The 22,003-nt window shown below is 63.1% G+C and carries 17 protein-coding genes, 1 tRNA gene and 1 riboswitch; of the genes, 7 read left to right on the top strand and 11 right to left on the bottom strand.

The annotated features are described in order from the left end of the window. Positions 1–133: 133 nt before the first annotated feature. The 4 genes from AB7M16_RS16760 to AB7M16_RS16775 all read right to left on the bottom strand — a co-directional run bounded on the left by AB7M16_RS16760 (position 134) and on the right by AB7M16_RS16775 (position 8,865). Positions 134–5,362, bottom strand: coding sequence for a DUF4011 domain-containing protein (locus tag AB7M16_RS16760; protein WP_453944559.1), 5,229 nt, complete (start codon positions 5,360–5,362; stop codon positions 134–136). A 258-nt stretch (positions 5,363–5,620) separates the two neighbouring features. After that, positions 5,621–7,222 carry a hypothetical protein gene (locus tag AB7M16_RS16765; protein WP_453944560.1) on the bottom strand — a complete coding sequence of 534 codons (1,602 nt, stop codon included), beginning with the start codon at positions 7,220–7,222 and terminating at the stop codon, positions 5,621–5,623. Next, entirely contained in the window at positions 7,219–8,277 is a 1,059-nt protein-coding gene (locus tag AB7M16_RS16770) for a protein kinase domain-containing protein (protein WP_453944561.1), read from the bottom strand. Before AB7M16_RS16770 ends, AB7M16_RS16765 begins: the two co-directional genes overlap by 4 nt. Before the next feature lie 514 nt (positions 8,278–8,791). Next, positions 8,792–8,865, bottom strand: a tRNA-Gly gene (locus AB7M16_RS16775). Positions 8,866–9,038: 173 nt separating this feature from the next. On the opposite strand from AB7M16_RS16775, the gene AB7M16_RS16780 reads away from it, so the two are divergent. The 5 genes from AB7M16_RS16780 (at position 9,039) to AB7M16_RS16800 (ending at position 11,986) form a co-directional block, all read left to right on the top strand. Then, complete coding sequence (locus tag AB7M16_RS16780) at positions 9,039–9,617, top strand: methylated-DNA--[protein]-cysteine S-methyltransferase (protein ID WP_453944562.1); 579 nt, start codon at positions 9,039–9,041, stop codon at positions 9,615–9,617. Between the two features lie 10 nt (positions 9,618–9,627). Next, a complete protein-coding gene (locus AB7M16_RS16785) occupies positions 9,628–10,467 on the top strand; it encodes a helix-turn-helix domain-containing protein (protein WP_453944563.1) in 840 nt (279 codons plus the stop codon). Between the two features lie 58 nt (positions 10,468–10,525). Next, on the top strand, positions 10,526–10,885 hold the full coding sequence (locus AB7M16_RS16790) for a VOC family protein (RefSeq protein WP_453944564.1): 360 nt from the start codon (positions 10,526–10,528) through the stop codon (positions 10,883–10,885). A gap of 145 nt (positions 10,886–11,030) precedes the next feature. Continuing rightward, positions 11,031–11,432: an SRPBCC family protein gene (locus tag AB7M16_RS16795; RefSeq protein ID WP_453944565.1), complete on the top strand. Its 402-nt coding sequence runs from the start codon at positions 11,031–11,033 to the stop codon at positions 11,430–11,432. Positions 11,433–11,545: 113 nt separating this feature from the next. Then, positions 11,546–11,986, top strand: coding sequence for a hypothetical protein (locus AB7M16_RS16800; RefSeq protein ID WP_453944566.1), 441 nt, complete (start codon positions 11,546–11,548; stop codon positions 11,984–11,986). On the opposite strand, the gene AB7M16_RS16805 is transcribed toward AB7M16_RS16800, so the two are convergent. The 4 genes from AB7M16_RS16805 to AB7M16_RS16820 all read right to left on the bottom strand — a co-directional run bounded on the left by AB7M16_RS16805 (position 11,983) and on the right by AB7M16_RS16820 (position 16,730). Continuing rightward, a complete protein-coding gene (locus tag AB7M16_RS16805) occupies positions 11,983–13,425 on the bottom strand; it encodes an MATE family efflux transporter (RefSeq protein ID WP_453944567.1) in 1,443 nt (480 codons plus the stop codon). The two genes, AB7M16_RS16800 and AB7M16_RS16805, sit on opposite strands and share 4 nt — an antisense overlap. Before the next feature lie 366 nt (positions 13,426–13,791). After that, a complete protein-coding gene (locus AB7M16_RS16810; protein WP_453944568.1) occupies positions 13,792–14,844 on the bottom strand; it encodes a hypothetical protein in 1,053 nt (350 codons plus the stop codon). A 105-nt stretch (positions 14,845–14,949) separates the two neighbouring features. After that, entirely contained in the window at positions 14,950–15,363 is a 414-nt protein-coding gene (locus AB7M16_RS16815) for a PAS domain-containing protein (RefSeq protein ID WP_212256071.1), read from the bottom strand. A 230-nt stretch (positions 15,364–15,593) separates the two neighbouring features. After that, on the bottom strand, positions 15,594–16,730 hold the full coding sequence (locus tag AB7M16_RS16820) for a 2'-deoxycytidine 5'-triphosphate deaminase (RefSeq protein ID WP_453944569.1): 1,137 nt from the start codon (positions 16,728–16,730) through the stop codon (positions 15,594–15,596). 80 nt (positions 16,731–16,810) lie between these two features. After that, a riboswitch (SAM riboswitch) is annotated at positions 16,811–16,890 on the top strand. A gap of 76 nt (positions 16,891–16,966) precedes the next feature. Here AB7M16_RS16820 and AB7M16_RS16825 point away from each other — a divergent pair. Continuing rightward, the gene (locus AB7M16_RS16825) at positions 16,967–18,154 is read left to right on the top strand and encodes an O-succinylhomoserine sulfhydrylase (protein WP_212256070.1); all 1,188 of its coding nucleotides are present in this window, start codon (positions 16,967–16,969) and stop codon (positions 18,152–18,154) included. Between the two features lie 111 nt (positions 18,155–18,265). Here AB7M16_RS16825 and AB7M16_RS16830 read toward each other — a convergent pair whose 3' ends face one another. Genes AB7M16_RS16830 through AB7M16_RS16840 form a run of 3 tightly spaced genes read right to left on the bottom strand, consistent with a single transcriptional unit; the run spans position 18,266 to position 21,282 of the window. Next, positions 18,266–19,249 carry an SGNH/GDSL hydrolase family protein gene (locus tag AB7M16_RS16830; protein WP_172786114.1) on the bottom strand — a complete coding sequence of 328 codons (984 nt, stop codon included), beginning with the start codon at positions 19,247–19,249 and terminating at the stop codon, positions 18,266–18,268. 12 nt (positions 19,250–19,261) lie between these two features. Next, the gene (locus AB7M16_RS16835) at positions 19,262–20,041 is read right to left on the bottom strand and encodes an SGNH/GDSL hydrolase family protein (RefSeq protein ID WP_172786115.1); all 780 of its coding nucleotides are present in this window, start codon (positions 20,039–20,041) and stop codon (positions 19,262–19,264) included. Further along, the gene (locus tag AB7M16_RS16840; RefSeq protein WP_212256068.1) at positions 20,041–21,282 is read right to left on the bottom strand and encodes an OpgC domain-containing protein; all 1,242 of its coding nucleotides are present in this window, start codon (positions 21,280–21,282) and stop codon (positions 20,041–20,043) included. The genes AB7M16_RS16835 and AB7M16_RS16840 overlap by 1 nt, the downstream gene beginning before the upstream one ends. Positions 21,283–21,478: 196 nt before the next feature. Between AB7M16_RS16840 and apaG the strand changes: the two genes are divergently transcribed. Continuing rightward, entirely contained in the window at positions 21,479–21,871 is a 393-nt protein-coding gene (apaG, locus tag AB7M16_RS16845) for a Co2+/Mg2+ efflux protein ApaG (RefSeq protein ID WP_024337101.1), read from the top strand. The last annotated feature ends 132 nt before the right edge of the window (positions 21,872–22,003 follow it).

Consider the following 22,003-nt stretch of genomic DNA (forward strand, 5'->3'; position numbering starts at 1 on the left):
GGATTTCTACAGGCGTACCTGATTGGTGTGGTACCGACAGGCAATCGCCGGCAGTAAATCCCGAAAGGCGACGTGGAATCCTGGATTAGAAAACGAGGGAAGATGGATTTCCGACCGGGTTCAGTACAAGGATTCAAGATCCTATAGAAGAACTGAGGGGTCGGCCCGAGTCCGAAGCTCGGACCCGCTCAATTTGTTGTACCAGCCTGTCGAATTCTCTTTCGGGATCGCGATACCAATCGGTCGACCAGACCCGATAAATCCGCCAGTTGAGGCCTTCTAGAACATCCTGTCGTAAGCGGTCGCGGTCCCGCGCCGACTTCGAGGAATGGTAGGTTGCTCCATCGCACTCGACACCCATGATGTAGCTACCCGGTTTATCGGGGTGCACGACGCCGATGTCGATCCTATACCCCGCGACGCCGACCTGAGGATGAGCTTCATAGCTCGCGGACTTCAGGCGCGACAGGAACCATCGCTCGAAATCACTTCCGGGCTCCTCTCCGGTGCCGCGCCCCGGCGTAAAAGTGCCGCGATCCGCATATTCGAGGAACTCCTTCAGAACTCGAACTCCGCGGCGATTTCCGTCGGCCACGATGCGACCGGGGTCCAGCGAAGTGAATACCGTGAGTTTGCGCTTCGCTCGAGTGAACAGCACGTTGAGTCTCCGATGACCATACGCACGGTTCAAAGGGCCGAAGTTCTGCCGAAAAACGCCCTCGGCCGTGGGTCCGTAGACCGTCGAAATCAATATGACGTCGCGTTCGTCGCCTTGCACGTTCTCTAGGTTCTTGACGAAAAAGTCTTCCAGGCTGTCGGCCCACTTCTCTCGGTATGCCTGGACGTCGGGATCCGAAGTAGCCCGCTCGTCCATCAAGGTCTCGATGAGATCCCGCTGCGCTTGGTTCATCGCGACGATGCCGATCGAACGATCGGCCCGTGTTCGCATCAGCTCCGCCGCTTCCTCCACGATCGCTTGGGCTTCCTTGGGATTTCTTCCCTGGCCGATCTCGTAGTCGCCGTCTATCTTTCGGCACGACACTCCGTAGTCCGGATCATCGAGCACCGGGCTGGGGTAGACCAGAAGTCGCTCACCATAAAACTCGCGGTTCGAATATGCGATCAGGCTTTGGTGCCGCGAGCGGTAGTGAACTTCCAGCATCCGCATCGGGTGCCAGCAGCGACGACCGAGCTCTAGGATCGATTCTTCGGGAGCATCTTCGACCTCTTCGTCGCCCGGGTCATCCGACGCGCTGAAGAAGTCCGTCGGCGGCAATTGTTCGGGATCCCCCACGATGACGGCCTGCCGGCAACGCAGCATCGCGCCCAGCGCGTCCTCGGGGCGCATCTGTGAAGCCTCGTCAATCACGAGTAGATCGAAGCTGTGTCGGCCAGGTTCGAGGTACTGCGCTACAGACATGGGACTCATCATCACGCAGGGCGTGTACGCACGAATAGCGTTTCCTGCATTTGAGAACAGTCGCCGCAGTGCGATCCGCGGCTGCTGAAGACCGGTTTGGTGCGTCAACATCTCATTGTCGGTGTAGTCGCGCGTCGAGCCCGCGCGGCGACCGGGAGGAATCGACCGAGCGCGAAGCTGGGCCGCGACCATCTTGCGATTCAGTTGAAGTATCTCGCGATCTAAGTCCTGGAACCGCTTGCGCACCTGTTCGTGGGTGTTCCCGGCATGCCGCGTCAAGACAGGATGCTCCCTCATGAGCTTCTCCGCAGCCGAGCGATAGAATGCAGCTTCGATGGCGAGGGCGACGCCAGAGTAGCGTAGCCCTTCCGTCGGCCAGCAACGGATAAGATCACTCAAACCAAGGCTTGCGGCTTCCAGCTCCGTCGACAGCAATGCGATCTGCTTTTCGAGAGCATCGGGAGCCTGAGACGCTCGTTCGCACTTCTGCAATAGCGTCCGGATCGGCGCGGTTCTCCAGGGGCCGCCGCACCATTCCTCGGGTCGAAGCTTGAGGAGTTGATCCGCCTCCCCGGCAGCTCGGTCGACGTCGGCGACCGCGGCCTTTAGATCCTCTGCGGTGCCCCTCAGGCTGGACGATCGGTCGCCGAAGCCTTCTTGTAGGAGATAGCGTGCGACGGAAGGCGGGAGTTGCATCGACTGCACACGTTCGGCGAAGCGAGTCGTCGCTCGAATACGCCCAGCCCGCTCCAGTTCAGATCCAGCAGCTACCAAGGCGCAAGCGTTCGTCGCCATTACATCTGCGGCCATTTGCTGCCGAAGGGCTTTGGCCTCCGTTTGTATCTGCAAGGCCTTCGAAAGAGAGGCCACCGGTTGGCTAGGCTGAATACCAAACTGCTGACTGGTCGTAACGATTAAAGCGAGGGCTGACGCGCGAGCTCCGTGGCGATCAGCTTCCGCATGGATCGTGGATCGCGCAGCGAACGCTATCTGGAATGCATCGACGAGATTCAAGCTGGCGGCGGCTTCCGCGAAGCGGACCAGCATCGCGAATTCGTCGGGCCCGCCTTCGAACGCCAGTCGCCGCAATTCTGTTGCACCTGACTCGCCGGAAGGCGTCACTTTTTGGATCGACCGCATCCATTCCGACACTTCAATGAGGCGATCGAACGCGGTTTCCGCCCCTTTCCAGTGTCGACCGGCAGCGGCTTTTGCTTCGGCGCATTCCTCCAACCGCTGCAGCCGATCCTTCCACTGAGCCGCGGCAATTAGCCGTTTTGCGGCGTCGAGCGGAGAAAGCTTGGGCTCCTCCGGAAAGGTTTGGCGGCAGACGGCGCGCGCAACCCGCCATTCTCGTCCGAAGATTTTGCCGAGGAATCCGGTAGAACGAAACGTTCCTGCGGCTCGACGCAGTTCGGCCACGGATGGAATCGAGTCAGCAAGCCTCGTCGTAGCCTGCTCCGAAAAGCTTGCTTCGGCCGCCGCGGATTTGACCTCGCCAGCAAGCTCGTGGGCGGCACCCAGATCGTCGATCGCCGCTTCCGCCGTGAGTGCCTGCGAGCGATAGCGAAGATTGTCCTGCCGGATCTTAGGAATGACGAGAAGGTAGCCCGCGGCCATCGCCTCTGACTTGACGTCGGATGGCGCATTCGGATCACGGCTCGCCGCACTGAGCAGGTCCGCCATCAGTCGGACTAAGGAACCAAGTCTGGCTGCGGACTGTCTCGCCGCTTCGAGATTCGTCGATATCGCATCGACCGACAGATTGGCTACCTCGAGAGCCGTCGCCCTCTCGAGCAGCGGCCCGACGGCTTCTCCGTTGGTTTCGAGCGCCTGCTTGGAGCAGATTCCGTCAACCTGCAGCTCAAGATCGTGGGCTCGGACGCAGCGATCGACCCAATCGTCGAGCGACTTTCGGGCCGATTCGCCGGACGCAAGGGTGAGCAACTTCTCCTCGACGTCGACTGCCGGTACGGGTAGATCGGAAACGACCGTCGCTGCCGCGGAGGCGTCCGCCGGCGACTCTAGTCCGTCCCACGACGTCGCGCCGGCGAGTATCTCGACGTGCCGCAGAAGCTGCCCCAGAGCGGCGCCCCAACCCGCCACGACTTCAACGGCCCTATCGCGGTCGAAGCGGTTCAGGTTGAGGTTGCCGACGCCGCGCCAAGGCTGATGCTGCGGTTCGGCGGCTGCCCCCATCGCCATCGCCCAATCGTCCAAGGCTTTGCCGAGTCCAATCAGTTCGGCGAGCTTGAAACGGTCGATGCCTAATGGCTCGGGGAGGCGGAACTCTGTCGTCGATCTTGGAGGGGCTGGCTCTTGACCGGCCCTGGTGAAGTCACCCCAAAGGACCTGATGAACGCTGAGGCCGGTAGTGCCGGCCGGGCTGTTGATCAGACTCGCATATTCTGTCAGACGCTGTCGCGCCTGGCGAAGAGCTTCCCGGGCGCTCTCGACCTCCTGGACGTTCGCGGCGCTACGCGGCGTTTCCATACGCTCGCGTATCGATTTCAGGACCGACGCCTTCGAAGCCTTTGCCGAGTGCACCTCAAGGCAATAGAGGCCGAGGCCCATATGATCGAGCCGATCCTTGACCACCTTCAGCGCGGCCATCTTTTCGGAGACGAACAGGACCGTCTTGCCGTGCCAAAGAGCGTTGGCGATGATGTTGGTGATCGCCTGCGACTTGCCCGTGCCCGGCGGGCCCTGGATGACGAGATTCTTCCCGCTTGTGGCGTCGATCACGGCGCTGAGCTGCGAGGCGTCGGCCTCGATGACCAATGCGGGGGCTTGTGACTCGAGCTCTGGATGGTCGACGTCATAGACCGCAGCGACGTTGTCGCCGTGCTCGCCAGTGACATCGCCGTAGACTTGCCCCAGCAATTCGTGAGCCTCTGGACGGGAGTCGGCCGGCCATCGAGCTGAGTCCAGATCGCTCCACATCGCCTGCCTGGCGAACGAAAAGAGGCCGACGGTCGCGAAGCGCCGAACCTTCCATCGAGGTTTGTTGGTGAGGCAGGCGGCTACTCCGGAAAGATAGGCTTCAATCCCGGCCTCTGGATCGTATTCGGGCAGATCTATGGCGAAGCGCTTCAGCTTCTCTCGAAGCGCGACGTTGCTCGCTTCGTCGTCGTCCCGCCCCGCGATGGCGTAGACGTACTCGCCGCTCGCGATGCGCTTCTCCATGTTGACGGGCAACAGAACGAGGGGCGCGTACGCCGGATCGGTCAAATCGTCCTGCTCGTACCATTCGAGGAACCCGACCGCGAAGTATAGTGCGCTGAGGCCGGCATCCTCCTGGAGTGCTCGCGCGGCACTGTGGATGCTGGCCAGTTTCGGCTCCAGGCGATCCGGGAAAAAGAGTGTCTGTAGAGTGTTGTCTGCATGGTGCCTTTGCGTGGAGCGTTTGGACGGCGGCAGATCGTACGATGGATCTATCCCGAGTTCCCGGGCTCTCGCTCGAACATCGGTAGCGACCCGCCATTCCGGCATCCCGAGCTTAGCCCTCACGCGATCGCGTAGCGCCCTTTCAGCGACCTTATCCTTCGTGCGACGGCGGTTACCCGCAGCACGACGCGCATCTTCAGCGGCCAGCCAGTCTGGATCAGTTTCCTTAGCCGTCTTCAGGGCGGCTCGGAATTCGTCCGTCTCCTCGTCCCGAGGGGCCTGCTCGACCGGCGGAATCGGAATGACATCGAGAGATTTGCCCGAGGCCAAGGCTCCGATCAGAAGCGCCAAATCCTCATCGACGATGCGGACGTGCTTTGCCGATGTCTCCGCATGACGAAAGTTCAGCATGGCATTGCGCATGCTGAGGTCGATCAGCTTATCTCGGGCTTTGCGGACGCCTTCTCGCACCAACTCGGCGATGCCGGAGATACTATCACTGGAACTGGTCGAGCGAGAAGAGTTGTCGCCATTAGTTTGACCGAACGTCGTCATGAGCCGGAACTGCCCCCTGAACTGAGTCGCCAGGCATGCCGTCTCGTTCTTCCTGAATCTGCCGACGCCCGGCCCCTCAAAACAAGCTATGCCCCCTTGATTTCGCTTGCATATTGCCTCGCGGACAACCGGCTCGCAAGCAAAAGGGTCTCCCTCTTTGGTCCAATGAGCGCGTGTCTTACTCCACCTGATCTTCAATCCGAATTTCCGCGCAGCATCTTTGACGCAGGCTAATGCCGATAAACGTACGGTCGATCATTACTGCGCCTCACCATCAGATGGATATGTGGGGATGAAACGCTCTCTGAAATTCTCCAGAGAGGCCAGCACATCGGCCACCGTTTGCAATCGCGCGGCGCGCTCCAGCATGGCAGGAACATCGTTTAGGATGAGCTTCGCCTGGTCCGGCAGCTTATCGTACACCTTCATAATTGCCGTGGTCACCTCCGGAAGAGCACTCTTGTCGAAGCGCGCGACTTCGACAGCGAAATGGGCGTAGGCTCTGCACCAAAGCGCCGCACTCCGCAAAGTCACAGCAAGTTCAATCGAGCGTCTATAGAGATCTGCGCCGCCTGCAACATCTCCCGCACGCATCTCGATCAAGCCACGGGTTGCGAGATTGACGATCTCCTCGCTTGTTCCTGGAGCTGGCTTTACGTTTTCGAGCTCTGCCCGCGCCTCGGGCACGCGACCCTGCAGTGCGAGAGAAACGGCGAGGTTGTTATGCAAAACCTGCGAACCCTTGTTGGCTACCAGGCCGCGCCTTGCAAACTGTTCGCCGACGCGTCCGTCACCGAGATGTCCTACACCGACGAATGAGCCCATCACGGCGGGGCGGACACTGAACGGTTCTATCTCCTGCCAGCGCGTTGTTGCTCCGATCACTTCGTTCCACTGATGGGCGGACAGCTGCTCCCAAGCAAGCGCTTCTGAGGCATTTGCTGTCAAATCATGAGAGACGCTGATCGTCGGGTCCCGTCGGCTCGCCCATTGAACCTGCGCCACTGAGTTTTCGGTCGGCTTAGCCAAGCTCTTCCGAAACATCTTACGCGCAAGCTTATGGCTGCCTGCCTGGAGTTGGAGAGTCGCGAGGGCCGCAGCGAGTTCGGTCAGTTCGAAATCCGAAAATCTGTCATCATCAAGCACGCGCTTAGCTTCACGCCAATTGATAGACTTCTTCTGCGCTACGTCTTCGGTCGCGACTTGGGCTGCAAGTAGCCAAGGATCATATTTTGTTGCTGCGGACCTCGATAAGAAGTGGAGCGCGCGATCTGGCTCAGCTTGATGAACCCAGAACCTCGTTAGCGATCGCAGGACGTATCGGTTGTTAGGCGCGAGTGCGGCCGCCGCTCTGAGGAGTTGTTTTGCAGAATTATTCAGACCCAAATTTGTATATAGCAGAGCTGTTTCGGTGAAGAGTAGCGGATCCCTTGGATATACGCGCAGGAGCCGCTTACGGCGTGCGATCTCCGAGTACATTTTCTTGGTTTCTGTCGGGAGGGGTTCTTCGGCAACGGCAGCGTCTTGAGCGAAAGACCGCGCCAACTCGATAGATCCAGGGAGAGATGCCGGATCTGCGAGAACCAATTGGGAGGCAGCCGCAATTTCTGCCTTGAATTCGTCATCGCCCGCAACGATTGCTGCAGCGAGCAATTCCTCGGCCGCGGCAAGGTCCTTCTCTTCGCGCCACTCCCTGACCCGAAGATGAAGCTCCTGCACCAGACGCGACGACAGTGCAGTTAGCGCTTCGGACGGCGTTTGCCGTTCCGAAGACCCGAGCTCTCCAGCCTCGGTCGTGGCGCGGATCGTTCGCCAGCGCGGAATAACCTGCCGCTTGATGTCGTCATCTGACGGTATCAAGCGCTTCTGCTCGCGATTGCAGCGTGCTTCGAAAGGAGATCGAACTTCGTCGCGTAGCGGGACAAGTCGAATTGGTTTTGTTTGCGACTCTTCGGGTGACCGCGCAGCGTTGGGTCTGGTTCGCAAAGCTCTCGGACGCTTGCAACGACCTCATCTTTGAACTTGGCTGGAACCACCAGCTGGAGTTCCTCGAGAACTGACGAGAATGCTCGCTGAACAATGGGTAGAACCTCAACATACGTTCCGGTCCACCCCCCACCACGGCGGGGAGGAAGATGGGGCTGATCAATGCGATTCATCAGCATGGCAGTGATGCCCTGCCCCAAAAAGAAGAACGCGATAAGGCTGCCAAACATGTAGAGATCGCAACCAAGGCGGCGAGTATTCCAGTCGGCAAGATAATGCCCGTAGAGCAGCTCAGGAGGAGCGTAGGCGGGATCGCCAGCTATTCCGTATTCGGCATGAGGCACCGCAACGCCCTCTTGAATTGCACGGCCGACGTCACCGACCTTAAATGCGCTCTGCTTAGAAAAATGCAACAAGTTGGATGGCTTCATGTCCTGGTGCGCAACCTTGGCGCCATGCAACTGCCTCAACCCGACCGCAGCGTTCTGTAGCGCTTTGAATATCCATTCAGCGCGAACGTGCTCGTTCACCAGCCGGATCTGTCGACGGACGTCGCCGTCGGCCAGCTCAAAAATAATGTACGGAACGCGGTCCTGCAGGTTTGGGCCGACGACGAGTTCGCCGGCCGCCAGAGCCAGCACCACCCGATCCATCCGGCGTTCGCCGCACATAGCGCAAAGCGACTGTTCAAATGTTGCTGTGTCGATGATCCGCTTCAGGCGATTCAGGATATCTCCTGAGGCGGCCCGAAGGGCAACGCTCAAGTCGATGGCTTTTAGGAACGCGGTCTGATCCCCGCGCTTGACGACATAACCGACTGAAAAGTTTCCCCCTGACCCTTTGTCATCCGGAGGTCTCCTCGGGAGCCCTGCTTCGTCGAATGACCAGCCAAAAGGACTGTCTACAGTCCAACCACCCTCAAGCTTCATTCCCGCTAGACCAAAGACAGGTGACGGCAAGACCCACCCCCCAATAAGTGCACAAGTCCCGGGTGCAATTTTTAAGCTGAGTCGTTGGGGACGCCGAGTCCAATCTCCATTGAAGGCTGGTTGCGGATTGCGATGCACTTCCCGCCGCTTAGAGGATTAGGCTTCCGCCAGGTGCGCAATAGTGGCAGATTGAGCCAGATTGAACGATCGGCGGTTCTCCACCGCGGTTCTCCCCATCGAATCCGGGGGCCTAGGCGCCCCTTGTTTTACTCGGGATTTCGCACGTCGCGGTCAGGTGGCGCAGAGGGAGGAATTCTCACGTGTGTTTTGTGGGCGCTCCCCAATCAGATCTTCAGCCACCTGCCGCTAACGCGACCGCGCCCGTACCCGCCCGCATCCTAATCTTCCGCTGCAGTCCAGATTTGTACAGACGTTGTACAGGGCAGCTGGGCGCAGCAGGATAAGCGGCGTTAGAAACGCACAGAAGTGCCTAATTTCGCGAGCTTAATTGAATTGGAGCGGGCGAAGGGAATCGAACCCTCGTATGCAGCTTGGGAAGCTGCCGTTCTACCATTGAACTACGCCCGCGAGAGTGCGCTCCGCGCCCCTCCTGATTAGCCGAGACGGCGCCTGCCGCCAAGCGGTTTGGCGCGACCGGCCGGACGCTTGTTAACGTCCTGATAAGATTCCAGGTGCGCCGGATTGTGGCGGTGTTATGATCGCTGCTCCGGGGAGAAACGTGCACTGAGTGGGGCGTGTGCATGGTGGGGCGGGCTTACGCGATATTCGACACGGCCATCGGCCGTTGCGGCATCATCTGGAGCGGCACCGGCGTGATCGCCGTGCAATTGCCGGAGGCGCGGGAGATCGACACCCGCCGCCGGATTTTCCAGGTCCATCCCGAGGCGCGGGAGCAGCGCCCATCCGAGAACGCCGAGCTTGCGATCGAGGGCATCAAGGGCCTGCTGCAAGGTCACGATCCCGATTTTTCCGAGGTCAGCCTGGATGCCGGCGACGTGCCCGGCTTCGACCGGCGCGTCTACGAGTACGCCTGCAGCATCCCGCGGGGGGAGACGCGCACCTATCACGAGGTGGCCCGGGCGCTCGGCGCCTCCGGCGCAGCCTATTCGGTGGCGCAGGCGATCGCGAAGAATCCCTTCATGCTGATCGTGCCCTGCCACCGGGTGCTGGAGGCCGGCAATTACACCGACCGGCTCTCGCCCTATGGCGGCGTGATCTCCAAGCGGCGGTTGCTGGCGCTGGAGGGCGCTCATCCCATCGCCAGCAAGACATTGTTCGAAGTGCTGCTGCCCGTTGCCCCGCCGAGACCCTCCACCTAGATAAGGCGGCATGCACGCCAATACGCTGCTGACGACGCCCTCGATAAGTGTTTCCGAGTTTCGCTGCGATGCGGGACCGGATGATACGCCGTTTGCGGAATGCCGCACCGGCCATTCCATCGCCTATGTCCGCTCCGGCAGCTTCGGCTGTCATTGCCGCGCCGGCTTCTTCGAGCTGGTGGCGGGCTCGATGCTGATCGGCGCCCCCGGCGAGGAATACACCTGCACGCATGAGCACGTGTCCGGCGACGTCTGCCTCGGCTTCTTCTTCAGCGCGGATCTGGTCGACGCCCTCGGGGGGCGGCGCGAGATCTGGCAGATCGGCGCAACGCCGCCGCTGCCCGAGCTGATGGTGCTGGGCGAGCTGGCCCAGACGGCAGCAGATGGCAACAGCGATCTCGGCCTCGATGAGATCGGCCAGATCCTGGCCGGCCGTTTCGTCGACGCCGTCTCGGGCAAGGCGCGCAAGCCGGCCACCCCGACCGCACGTGATCGCCGCCGCGCCGTGGAGGCCGCGCTGTGGATCGACGACAACTCGCATGCCGAGCTCGACCTCGAGCAGGCAGCCAGGCAGACGGGCCTCAGCCCGTTTCATTTCCTGCGGCTGTTCTCGGCCGTGCTCGGCGTCACGCCGCATCAATATCTGGTGCGCTCGCGGCTGCGGCACGCCGCGCGCAGACTCGCCGACGAGGACATCGCCGTCACCGACATCGCCTATGACGTCGGCTTCGGCGATCTCTCCAATTTCGTCCGCACCTTCCATCGCGCCGCCGGAATGTCACCGACCAAGTTCCGCCAGGCGTCGAAGGGGGAGCGCAAGATTCTCCAAGAGCAGCTTGCCCTCAACTGACTAGGGTCGTCTCCGGCGCGTGCCATTCGCGGCACGCTTTTTCGCAATGGAGACGAACATGTACGACCACATCGGATTGCGCGTTGCCGACCTCGACGCCGCCACGCGCTTTTACACCGCGGTGCTGGCGCCACTCGGCTTTGTCCTGTGCTCGAGCGGCGACGGCTACGCCGGCTTCGGGCCGAAGGGCGAGCCGGCGCTGTGGCTGCACCTGCACGAGGGCCGCAAGGCCGACGGCGTCCACATCGCCTTCCGCGCCGGGGATCATGATGCGGTCAAGGCGTTTCACAGCGAAGGCCTGCGAAGCGGCGGCCGCGACAATGGCGGCGCCGGGCCGCGCAGGGATTACAGCCCGACTTATTATGCCGCGTTCCTGATCGACCCCGATGGCAACAATGTCGAGGCGGTTTGCGTGTGAGCGTTAGCTACAAACGAGATCTCGTAGGGTGGGCAAAGCGTAGCGTGCCCACCAACTCCTCGCGACAACGCCGATGAATGGTGGGCACGGCGCGCGAAGAGCGCGCCTTTGCCCACCCTACGAATTCCACCTGATAGGAGAGACCATGGCCTCCATCCACAACGACATCTCCCTCCCCGTCCCCGCACATGACGTCTGGGACGCGGTGCGCGATTTCGGTGCGCTGCATCGGCGGCTGGTGCCGGGCTTCGTCACCGCGTGCACGCTCGACGGCGATGCGCGCATCGTCACCTTCGCCAACGGCTCCGTCGCGCGCGAGGTGCTGGTCGATTGCGACGATGCGCGGCGGCGCCTCGTCTATGCCATCAACAACGAGCGGCTGAAGCATTACAGCGCCTCGGTGCAGGTCATTGCCGAGGGCGAGACGAGCTGCCGTCTCGTCTGGATCATCGACATGCTGCCGAACGAGCTCGCGCCTTACGTACAGGGGCAAACCAAGGAGGCGGTGACCGCCATGCACAAGGCGTTTCCGCCGGCGGCGGCCTGATCATTCACTGTGAGTTTTCTCACAGAAGCCCGTCCTCACCAGCCGTAACCATGCCCGCGTGCGTCCGGTCGGCTCTGCTCTCCCGGCGGCGCCACGCACGCGAGGAGCATGCCATGAGAGGTGCGGACAAGGTGATCTGTCAGGCGGCCGCGGTGCTGCTGCTGTTTTCGATCTCGAGCGTGCCGGCAAAGGCTCAATTCCTCGGCGGCGGCGGTGCCGGCGGCGAGGACATGATGACGCAGATGGCGCCGATGCTGGAGATGATGAAGGCGAAGATGGGCAAGCGCCGCTTCGCCATGCTGATGCAGACCATGGGCCCGATGATGAGCCGCATGATGGAGAACGGCGGCGGCGGGCTCGGCGGCATGATGGGCGGCGGCAGTTTCGGCGGCGGATTCGGTGCACCGAACTATGGCTACACGCCGATGGGCGGCGGCACGATGCCGGTCGGGATCGGCGGCATGGGCGGCGGCGACATGATGGCGATGATCCCGCAATTGATGCGGCTCGCCAATACCGGCGGCGGCGGCCATCGCCGCCACAAACGCCGCTAGTCACCAATCGAAAGCGCCGGCGTGATCGCGGGCTTCGCCTCGCGCGGTCCCCAGCGGGTCAGCACCACGCTGGAGCATGACAGCAGGCCGAGCACGACCATCGAGCTCGCGGCGAGCCAGAAGAAGCTCTGCGCGCTGGCGCCGTGCGTCGACAGCCACCAGCCGATTCCTGCGATGTAGATCAGCCGCGCCGTCTGCGCCAGCACCGGCCCGATCACCTTGGCCGCGCCTTGCGAGGAGAAATACATCGTCGTTGCAAGGCCGAAGAAAGCGTAGAACGGCCCGACCGTCGAGAGATATTGGTGGCTCGCCGCGCGCACGGCCGCGCTGTCGGTGAACATGTTGACCCAGAGATCGGGAAAGATCGCAACGAGACACGCCGGCGCGCCGACCGCCACGAAAGCGGCAACACTGGCGGTCCAGGCGATGCGCCGGGCCCGCGCGATGCGGCCTGCGCCGATTGCCATCCCGACCATCGGCACGCAGGCAATGCCGAACGAGAACGCGATCGAGGTCAGCAGGAATTCGAGCCGCGCGCCGACGCCGTAGCCGGCGAGGATCGCGGTGCCGAACTGCGCCAGCATGTGGGTGAAGATCGAGATCGTCAGCACTGATTGCAGCGGCGAGAAGCAGGCGATGGCGCCGACCTTCAGGATGTCGAAGAACATCGCCCATTGGATGCGCAGGCCGCGCAGCTTCAACGTGATCCGCGCGCGGCCGGAGAACAGGTACCAGCTCATGATGCCGATATTCATGGTGTAGGCGATCAGCGCGCCGGCGGCGACGCCGCGCATGCCGAACTGCGGCACCGGCCCGAGCCCGAGGCCGAGCGTGCCGCCGAGCACGATCTGCCAGGCCGCGGAGTTGAGGATCAGGAACGACGGCAGCTTCATGTTGCCGGTGCCGCGCAGGATCCCCGCCATGGTGTTGAGCAGCCAGGGCAGCACGGCGCCGCCGAAGAACACCTGCGTGTAGGCGATCGCATGCGTCAGCACATCGCCGCGGCCGCCGAGCATCTCGAGCAGTTTTGGCCCGAAGACCAGCATGCCCAGCATGAAGACGAGGCCGAAGCCGATGCCGATCAGCATCGCGTGCACGGCGAGGATACCGGCGCGCTCGCGGTTGCCGGCACCGAGCGCACGCGCGATGGCCGACGCCACCGCGCCGCCCATGGCGCCGCCGGACATCGTCATGGTCAGAATGATCGTCGGAAACACCAGCGCCATCGCCGCCAGCGCCTCGACGCCGAGCCGGCCGACATAGGAGGTCTCGGCGATAACGACACAGATGCCGGCCGACAGGCCGATCACGTTCGGCCAGGCGAGCGAGAGCAGCGTGCGCAGGATCGGCCCGTCGGTCAGCGCGCTTCTGATCGGCGGTGGAGGCGGCGGCAGCGGGCGCTCTTGCTCATCGACCGGGATTTCGGCGATGTCGGACATGTCCTCTCCCGGGCGCAGCCGCCGTTTGCGGCGCGGCAAATTACTTGGTGTGCCAAATGACTTCGTTCGCGCGAAAGGCGCGGCTGAGGCTTGTTAGCACGGCGAGCCCCGATTCCGCCTGCGCCTGATGCAGGCGTGCCCTGCGGCAGCGCATTTCAAGCGGTGGAATTCGTTCTTCTCCCTCTCCCCGTTCTTACGGGGCCGCGACGAGCTTCGCTCGCGCTGAGAGGGTTGGGGTGAGGGGCCGCTTCCGCAACAACGGTGACAGCCGGACTCGCGGAGACTCCCCCTCACCCGGAATTTGCTGTCGCAAATTCCGGCCTCTCCCCGCACGCGGGGAGAGGCGAAGCGCGGCGACACTGTCGCTCACTCAATCGTCCAGACCAATGGCGGACGGCCGCCTGCAGCGGTGCGCATCTGCACGCCGATATGCCGGCCGCAGCCTGCAGCGAGACCCTCGAACAATCCTTCCAGCACCTTGGCGCAGGCGCGGTGAGTGTCGGCGACGTCGTCCATCAGCTTCCAGCTTTGCTGCCGGATCTCAAAGGTGCCTTCCGATCGTGTCATCTCGGCTGCATCATCCTGCGTGGCGAGCAGCGCACCCAGGAAGGATGCGAACTCTCGCGCGCCGCCGCGGGTCATCGCCAGCTCCGTGGCAACCTCGTCGAAATATTGCATGCCGATCAGCTTGCCGGTGAGGTGCAGCAGATAGCCGGCATCCTCGGGGCCGAACAGTTGCACCATCACGGGCGCGGCGGTGCGGACATATTCCATCGCGTAATTGCGATAGGCCTTTTCCAACCGCGGTCTTGGCCAGCTCGCGATCGGCAATGCCGGCGCCGTCTTCGCATCGAACAGCGGCGCTTCCAGGTGCCGCGCGAACACCAGGCGCTGGTCGAGCTCGAGCGGATGGTCGTAGAGATGATAATAGCCTTCGAGCCCGTCCTGGCCGTCGACGCTCTGCTTGGTGCAGACGAAGCCGAGCCTGAGATCGCCGAGCGCAACGCCGTTGTTGGCGTGCCAGCCGCGCAGCATTGCGCGGGAGACTTCGCCCGGCACGCCGCAGATCGCGGTGCCCTTCCAGATCCAGCGCGGCGGCGGATAGCGGATCCAGGCCTTGCTGTCGCTCTCATACATGTATTCGACATGCACGCCGCCGATCCAGTTGGAGAGATAGTGGTATTGCGCGGCCGCGACCGCCGGCGGCAGATGGTCGATCCCGAGCTTTTTGAGCCCCGGCAGGAAGCGCTCCTGCTGCTGGCGGCGGAACACGCGGAAGACGAACTCGGCGGCATCCGCCGTGCCGCGGCGCGTGACGACGGTGAGGATGAGGCCGGTGAAATAGGCGTGGTAGAGATCTGCGACTGCGCGCCAGCGCTTCCATTGCGCTTCCTGCGCGAGGTCTGGTGCGGCCGTCATGTTCGCTCCCCGATCATGGTTTTGATCGAGTGTGTCACCGCGGCCGGTGACAGGCAACATGACCCGCGTGCAGGCCTCCCTGCACGGCGTTCCGTCAATTCCGCATCACGAATTTTGCGCCGCCTTGGCCGCCCGTTCGCGCTCGACGCGCTCCGTGACGTCGCGCGCCATCGCCACCGATCCCTGCACGGCACCATCTCTGTCCCGCACCAGCGCGAAGGTCATCTCGATGTAGAGCTTGCGCCCGCTCTTGTGCAGCGCGCGGGTCAGCGTCGGCCTGCCCGCAAGCTTCATGGTGCCGCTGGCGAGCGCGGCGTCGAAGGCTTTCCAGTGCGCGGCGCGCAGATGTTCGGGAATGATCAGATCGAGATTCTGGCCGAGCGCTTCGTCGGCGGAGAAGCCGAACAGCGCGGTCGATGCGCGATTCCAGCGCGTGATCGTGCCGGAGCGATCGGAATAGATCAGCGCGTCCGCGGCGTCGTTGATGATGCTTGCATCGAGTTGGAACTGATCGGTCATGTCGCCACCTCGCATGTAGCTGGTCTTGCGCATCGTGACACACATTCGGTGTCATCGCCCGACTTGATCGGGCGATCCAGTATCCCAGAGGCGTCCGTCATAGAGCGATAGGCCGCGGCGTACTGGATGCCCCGGTCCCGGCTCCGCTAGGCTACGCCGGGCCAGAGGGTGCTCGGCCGGCGAAGCTTCAGCGAAGTCGGCAAGCCGGGGCATGACAGTAGAGTGTGCAGCTACACCCGAAAATGCTTCGATAGTTTGAGGCCTTGCGCCTGGTAGTTGGAACCGATGCGCTGGCCGTACATGGCGTCGGGGCGGGCCAGCATCTTCTCGTAGACGAGGCGGCCGACGATCTGGCCGTGCTCGAGGATAAACGGCACCTCGCGCGAGCGCACTTCGAGCACCGCGCGGGCGCCCTGCCCGCCAGCGCCGGCATAGCCGAAGCCGGGATCGAAGAAGCCGGCATAGTGCACGCGGAATTCGCCGACCAGGGGATCGAACGGCACCATCTCCGCGGCGTAGTCGGGCGGCACCTGCACCGCTTCCTTGGAGGCGAGGATGTAGAACTCGCCGGGGTCGAGGATCAGGCTGCCGTCGGGGCGCGCCGAGATCGGCTCCCAGAAATCCTCCACCGCGTAGCCGGCGCGGCGGTCGACGTCGACGACGCCGGTGTGGCGCTTGGCGCGGTAGCCGACGAAGCCGCTCGCCTTCTCGCCCGACAGATCGACCGAGACGGCAACGCCGCCGGACAGGTCCGCATCGTCGATGTCGACGAGGCGCTCGCTAGCATGCAGCGCATCGAGCTCGTCGGGATTGAGGATGGCATCGCCGGTGCGAAAGCGCACCTGGCTGAGGCGCGAGCCCTCGCGCACCAAGACCGGAAACGTCTTCGGACTGATCTCGGCATAGAGCGGGCCGTGATAACCGGCGCCGATCATGTCGAAGCGGCGGGTGCCGTCGGCGATCACGCGGGTGAAGACGTCGAGCCGGCCGGTCGAGCTCTTCGGATTGGCGGCAGCGACGATCTCCGGCGGCAGCGCGAGGCTTTCGAGCAGCGGCACGATGTAGACGCAATTGGTCTCGAGCACCGCGCCGTCGGCGAGGCTGAACTCGTGCAGCTTCAACTCGTCGATGCGCTCGGCCACCGTGGCGCCGGGCCCGGGGAGGAAGCTGGCACGGACGCGATAGGCGATGTCGCCAAGACGCAGATCGAGGCTCGCCGGCTGGATCTGGCTCTCGACGAAGTCGTAGGCGGGCAGGATGAGACCTTCTTCCGCCATCGCCGCGATCATGCGGTCGGGCAGGATACCATTGGCGTCGGCGGCGACCGTGAACGTCAACCGGGGGTCCTCATCAAGGGTCAAACGCATCCGGACATGCCGGAAATACAAGTCTTTTACGGCTATCCGATGGACGCCTTGACGGAAAGGGCATTGCGGAATATGAGCATCACTTATCCCGTGGTGATTTGAGCCGGCCGGCTTGCAGCCACGTTAAATAAGTCGCTAAACAGGCCGGGGACCTCTGTGATCCCGGCCCGTGGAGATATCCAGGCCGGTTTTTTTGTGACCGTTTTCGCCTCGACGGTCATGTCGGAGAGGGTCCTATGTCGAAGTCGTCTGCCACTTACCGCCCCGAAACCCGCCTGGTCCATTCCGGCACCCTTCGCTCGCAATATGGCGAGACGTCGGAGGCGCTGTTCCTGACGCAAGGCTATGTCTACGCCAGCGCGGAGGAGTGCGAGGCGCGGTTCAAGGGCGAGGATCCCGGCTTCATCTATTCGCGCTATTCCAACCCGACCATTGCGATGTTCGAGCGCCGCATGATCGAGCTCGAAGGCGCCGAGGCCGCGCGCTCGGCGGCAACCGGCATGGCGGCGGTGACGACCGCGATCCTGGCACCGCTCAAGGCCGGCGATCACGTCGTCGCCTCCCGCGCGCTGTTCGGCTCGTGCCTCTACGTCGTCCAGGACCTGCTGCCGCGCTATGGCATCGAGACCACGCTGGTCGACGGTGCCAATCTCGATGAATGGCAGCGCGCGGTGAAGCGCAACACCAAGACGTTCTTCCTGGAGAGCCCGACCAACCCGACGCTCGATGTGCTCGACATTCCCTCGATCGCCGAGATCGCGCACAAGGGCGGCGCGCGGCTCGTCGTCGACAACGTGTTTGCGACGCCGATCTGGCAGAGCCCGCTCGCGCTCGGCGCCGACGTCGTCGTCTACTCCGCGACCAAGCACATCGACGGCCAGGGCCGCTGTCTCGGCGGCATCATCCTGTCCTCGGAAGCCTTCATCGCCGAGCACATCCACAATTTCATGCGCCAGACCGGCCCGTCGATCTCGCCGTTCAATGCCTGGGTCCTGCTCAAGGGCCTGGAGACGCTCGGCGTGCGCGTGCGCGCGCAGACCGACACGGCCGCGCGCATCGCCGAGGTGCTGGCGAGCCATCCCAAGATCTCGCGGCTGGTCTATCCCGGCCGCGCCGATCATCCGCAGGCGGCGCTGGTGAAGAAGCAGATGCGCGGCGGCTCGACGCTGGTCGGCTTCGAGGTGAAGGGCGGCAAGGCGGCGGCGTTCCGCGTGCTCAACGAATTGAAGCTTGCCAAGATCTCGAACAATCTCGGCGACGCCAAGAGCCTCGTCACGCATCCGGCGACCACGACGCATCAGCGCCTGAAGCCGGAAGACCGCGCCGCGCTCGGCATCAGCGAGGGTTTCATTCGCTTCTCGGCGGGGCTCGAGCACGCCGATGACCTGATCGAGGATCTCACCGCGGCGCTGGAGAAGGCGTGAGGAAAGCTTCGTAGGGTGGGCAAAGCGAAGCGTGCCCACCATTCTCGACTACAATGACGAGATGGTGGGCACGGCGCTGCGCGCCTTTGCCCACCCTACGGCGATAACCTCTCACATCGGCCGATATGTTCTCACATCCGCCGGCACGTTCACCCCGAGCTTGATCTGGCCGACGGAGCGGATGATGTCGTCGCCGAGCAGCTGGGCGAAGCAGGCATAGCCCCAATCGTTCATGTGCAGGCCATCGGCGATGACGAAGCTCTCGACCGGGATCGACTGGTTCTCGTGCCAGTCGCGCATCACCTCGAAGCGCGGGAAGATGCCGACCTTGCGCAGCTCGGCGACGTTGCCGAGCAGCTTGATCATCTTGCCGGCGCTCTCCTTGCGCTGGTTGACGGCCGGCGAATATTGCGGGTCGACCAGCACGATGTCGGTGCCGCCGGCGGCCTGAATGCGGCTGATGCCGTCCTCGACCAGCTTGGCCGTATCGGCGGGATCGAGGTTGCGCAGCACGGCGTTGGTGCCGACCTGCCAGATCACGAGATCCGGATGCACGTCGATCACCTGCGTCTGCAGGCGCTTCATCATCTCGGGCGCATCCTCGCCGCCGACGCCGGCATTGACGACCGTGATGTCGGCGCTCGGATAGTGACGCCGCAGCTGCGCGGCGAGGCGATTGGGGTAGTTGAACTCCGGCGAGCTCGCGCCGAAGCCCGCGGTCGACGACGAACCGAACGCGACGATGACGACGGGCTGTCCGGCGACGAGCTTGCTCGCGACATGCGGCAGCGAGCCCATCGCCTTGGAGCCGCCCTTCGGCGGCAGGCAAGGCACGCGGCTGAAGATGTCGGCGGCGGACTTCGCGACCTCCTTCACCTTGTCGATGGCGCGCGAGGTGACGCCGCGCGGCTCGGACGACCTCGCCGCGACGGTGGTCTGGGACGGCGCAGCGGGCGCGGGATCAGGTGACTGGGCGGGTGCGGGGGCAGGTTGCGCGGGCGTCTGCGCATGCGAGGCGGGCGTCAGCCATAACAGCGCCGCTGCTGCGGGCACGGCCAGCCATGACGTCAGGCAAAAAGGGCGGAGAGAACTCATTAACGCTAGACCTCAATTTTGCTGCTGGGCCGGCTCCAGGTGAGCAGCGTCAATCACGAACTGTGCCAACGCCCGGCCCAGGCAATCATGGACCTGCTTCGCCAGCTCAGGCCCGCGGGACGGGCTGAACAGGTCGAACTGGCCCTGCTCATTCCACTGCCGCATGATCGCGAAACGATCGAACAGCGGAATGTCGTGCTCCTGCGCAACGACGCGCATATTGTCGAGAAAAGGCTGCGCCGAGATCATGGTCTCGGTGCGCGGGCTGTATTGCAAATTCATCAAGACGACGTCAGCCCCTGCCTTTTGCAGCGCAACAACCCCGTCGGTCACCGCGCCACGAAATTCGTCGGGATCGATGGATCGGATAGCATCCACGGTCCCGGTCTGCCAGATGACCAAAGTAGGCGTTTTTGCTTCCATCAGCTTAACGAAGCTGGACGCGGTCTCCTCTGCCGTTTTCTTGCTCTGTATTTCTACGGAGACGTGCACGACCTCGGACGGCGGCAGCTTCTCCTTGAGGATCGCCTCCATGCGCGCCGGATAGGAGCTGCCCTCCGAGGAGGGAATCGTGGTCGAGCGGCTGCCGATGACCAGGATATCGAGCGGCTTGCCGGCCTTGACCGCCTCGGCGACCTTGGGCAGCTGGCTTTCGCTGGTCAGCAGATAGGACGGCAATTCGCAGGCCGCAGGCACAGGGGACGCGGCAGACGCGGCATCGCCCGCGCGCGCCGTGGGCGCGGCGAGGCTACCGCATAGCAGGATCAGGCTCAGGAGAACCTTCGCCTTCATCAGCCCCCTCCCGCCAGATCGGCGTTGCCGACGGCGTTTTTGGTTTTCGCACCGCTCTTGTCAGCCACACGCTTGTACCACGAAATGACCCAGGCAACCCCCCACATGATCAGGATTCCGGAGAGGCTAATCAACGCATGCATGGCCGGCCCGCCGGAGACTTCGGCGAGGACGAAATGGCCGGCAAAGGCCAGGAAGACGCCGAGGCAGAAGATCTCGAGCGAATGCTGGCCACATAGAATCAATGGTCGCAGCCAGCGCGATTTCAAGCCCGGCCAATCCCGGGGCAGGAAGCGCACGGTGAGCGCGGCCAGCGCCAGGAAATGCGTGAAGCGCAGCACGTCGAGGTCGGTCTTGTCGATCGGATACATCCACTGCTCGATCCGCTTCGGCATGAACTGGGACAGCTGCGGCACGTACCAGGTCAGCGTCACGTAGAACGCCGCGACGAGATAGGCGATCGAGATCCACATCGTCACGGGCGAGGCCAGGATGCGCGACATGCGACGCGCACCTCCGAGCGCGCACCATGCACCGAACACGAACAGCAATTGCCAGGCGAAGGGATTGAAGGCCCAGAACCCGTTCGGATAAGCCGAGAGATAGAGATCGTACTCCCAGGTCACCGCGTAGAGCAGGACCGAAAGCCCGAGCGTGACGTCCGGCCGCCATTTCATCGACCACAGGATCAGAGGCAGCGCCAGCATCAGCACGATGTAGAGCGGCAGCACGTCCATGTTGACGGGACGGAAGCGTAGCAGCAGCGCCTGCACGATGGTGACGTCGGGCTGCTTGAGGAAGTCCATGATGCCCATCTCTTCGGTGTAGAGCGGGTTCTCGAACCTGGTCGCCACATAGGAGATCTCGGCGAGAAAGATCGTGAACAGGAAGACGTGGGCGACGTAGATCTGCCAGACCCGGCGCAGGATGCGCGCGGTGGCGATGAGAACGCCGCTCTCCAGCATGGCCCGGCCATAGACGAAGGCAGCGGTGTAGCCGGAGATGAAGATGAAGATCTCGGTGGCGTCGCTGAGGCCGTAATTGCGGATCGTGAACCAGGTCAGCAGACTGGGCGGCAGATGGTCGATGAAGATCAGCCATAGCGCGAGTCCGCGGAACAGATCGAGCCGGAGCTCGCGCTCGCCGATGGCAGGCAGCGTGATGGCCGGCGCAGCGGCGCGCGGCTTGGCGCCCGCGGTTCCTGCGATGGTCGATCCCGTCACTCGGTCGGCAATGGTCATCGGGGCCTGGAAACCGTTCCGCAAATCGCGACGTTGAAGCAGTGTAATGGTCCGGCTGTCGTCTCGCAAAGCGCCCGGATCACATAAGGGTGTCTCCCTCGGTGGTGTGCTTTTCCTCCAATTCTGGCGGGACGATGTCGCCAAGGCCGCCCGTAGGGGTTTGGTTCCCGGGGCGGATTTCGCTATGATGGCAGCCATGTACCGCGCCGTGACCCGCCAGATCGAAGTGACCGTCGAGCCGAACTTTGTTCCGGAGCAATCGTCGGCCGACCGCTCGCGCTACTTCTGGTCCTACACCATCGTCATCACCAATTCGGGCGAGGAGACCGTGCAGCTCAAGACGCGGCACTGGATCATCACCGATGCCTCCGGCCGCCAGCAGGAGGTGAAGGGCGAGGGCGTGGTCGGCGAGCAGCCGATCCTGGCCCCCGGCGAGCGCTTCGAATACACCTCCGGCGTGCCGCTCTCGACCGCCTCCGGCTTCATGACCGGCCGCTACCAGATGGTCAGCGAAACCGGCGAGCGCTTCGAGATCGACGTGCCGACGTTTTCGCTCGACAGCCCGGACAACAAGCGGGTGTTGAACTAGGGGGCGGACTTCGGTGCCGTAGGACCTCCTACCCTTGGTCAAGGGGAACGTCCTTATAGGGCAATATGGTAGCGCCGTGCTCGATGCAGTCCAGGACGCTGCGCGCCGGCTTTGCCGGTGCCTTCGGCATCC

Source organism: Bradyrhizobium sp. USDA 372, from assembly GCF_053629095.1.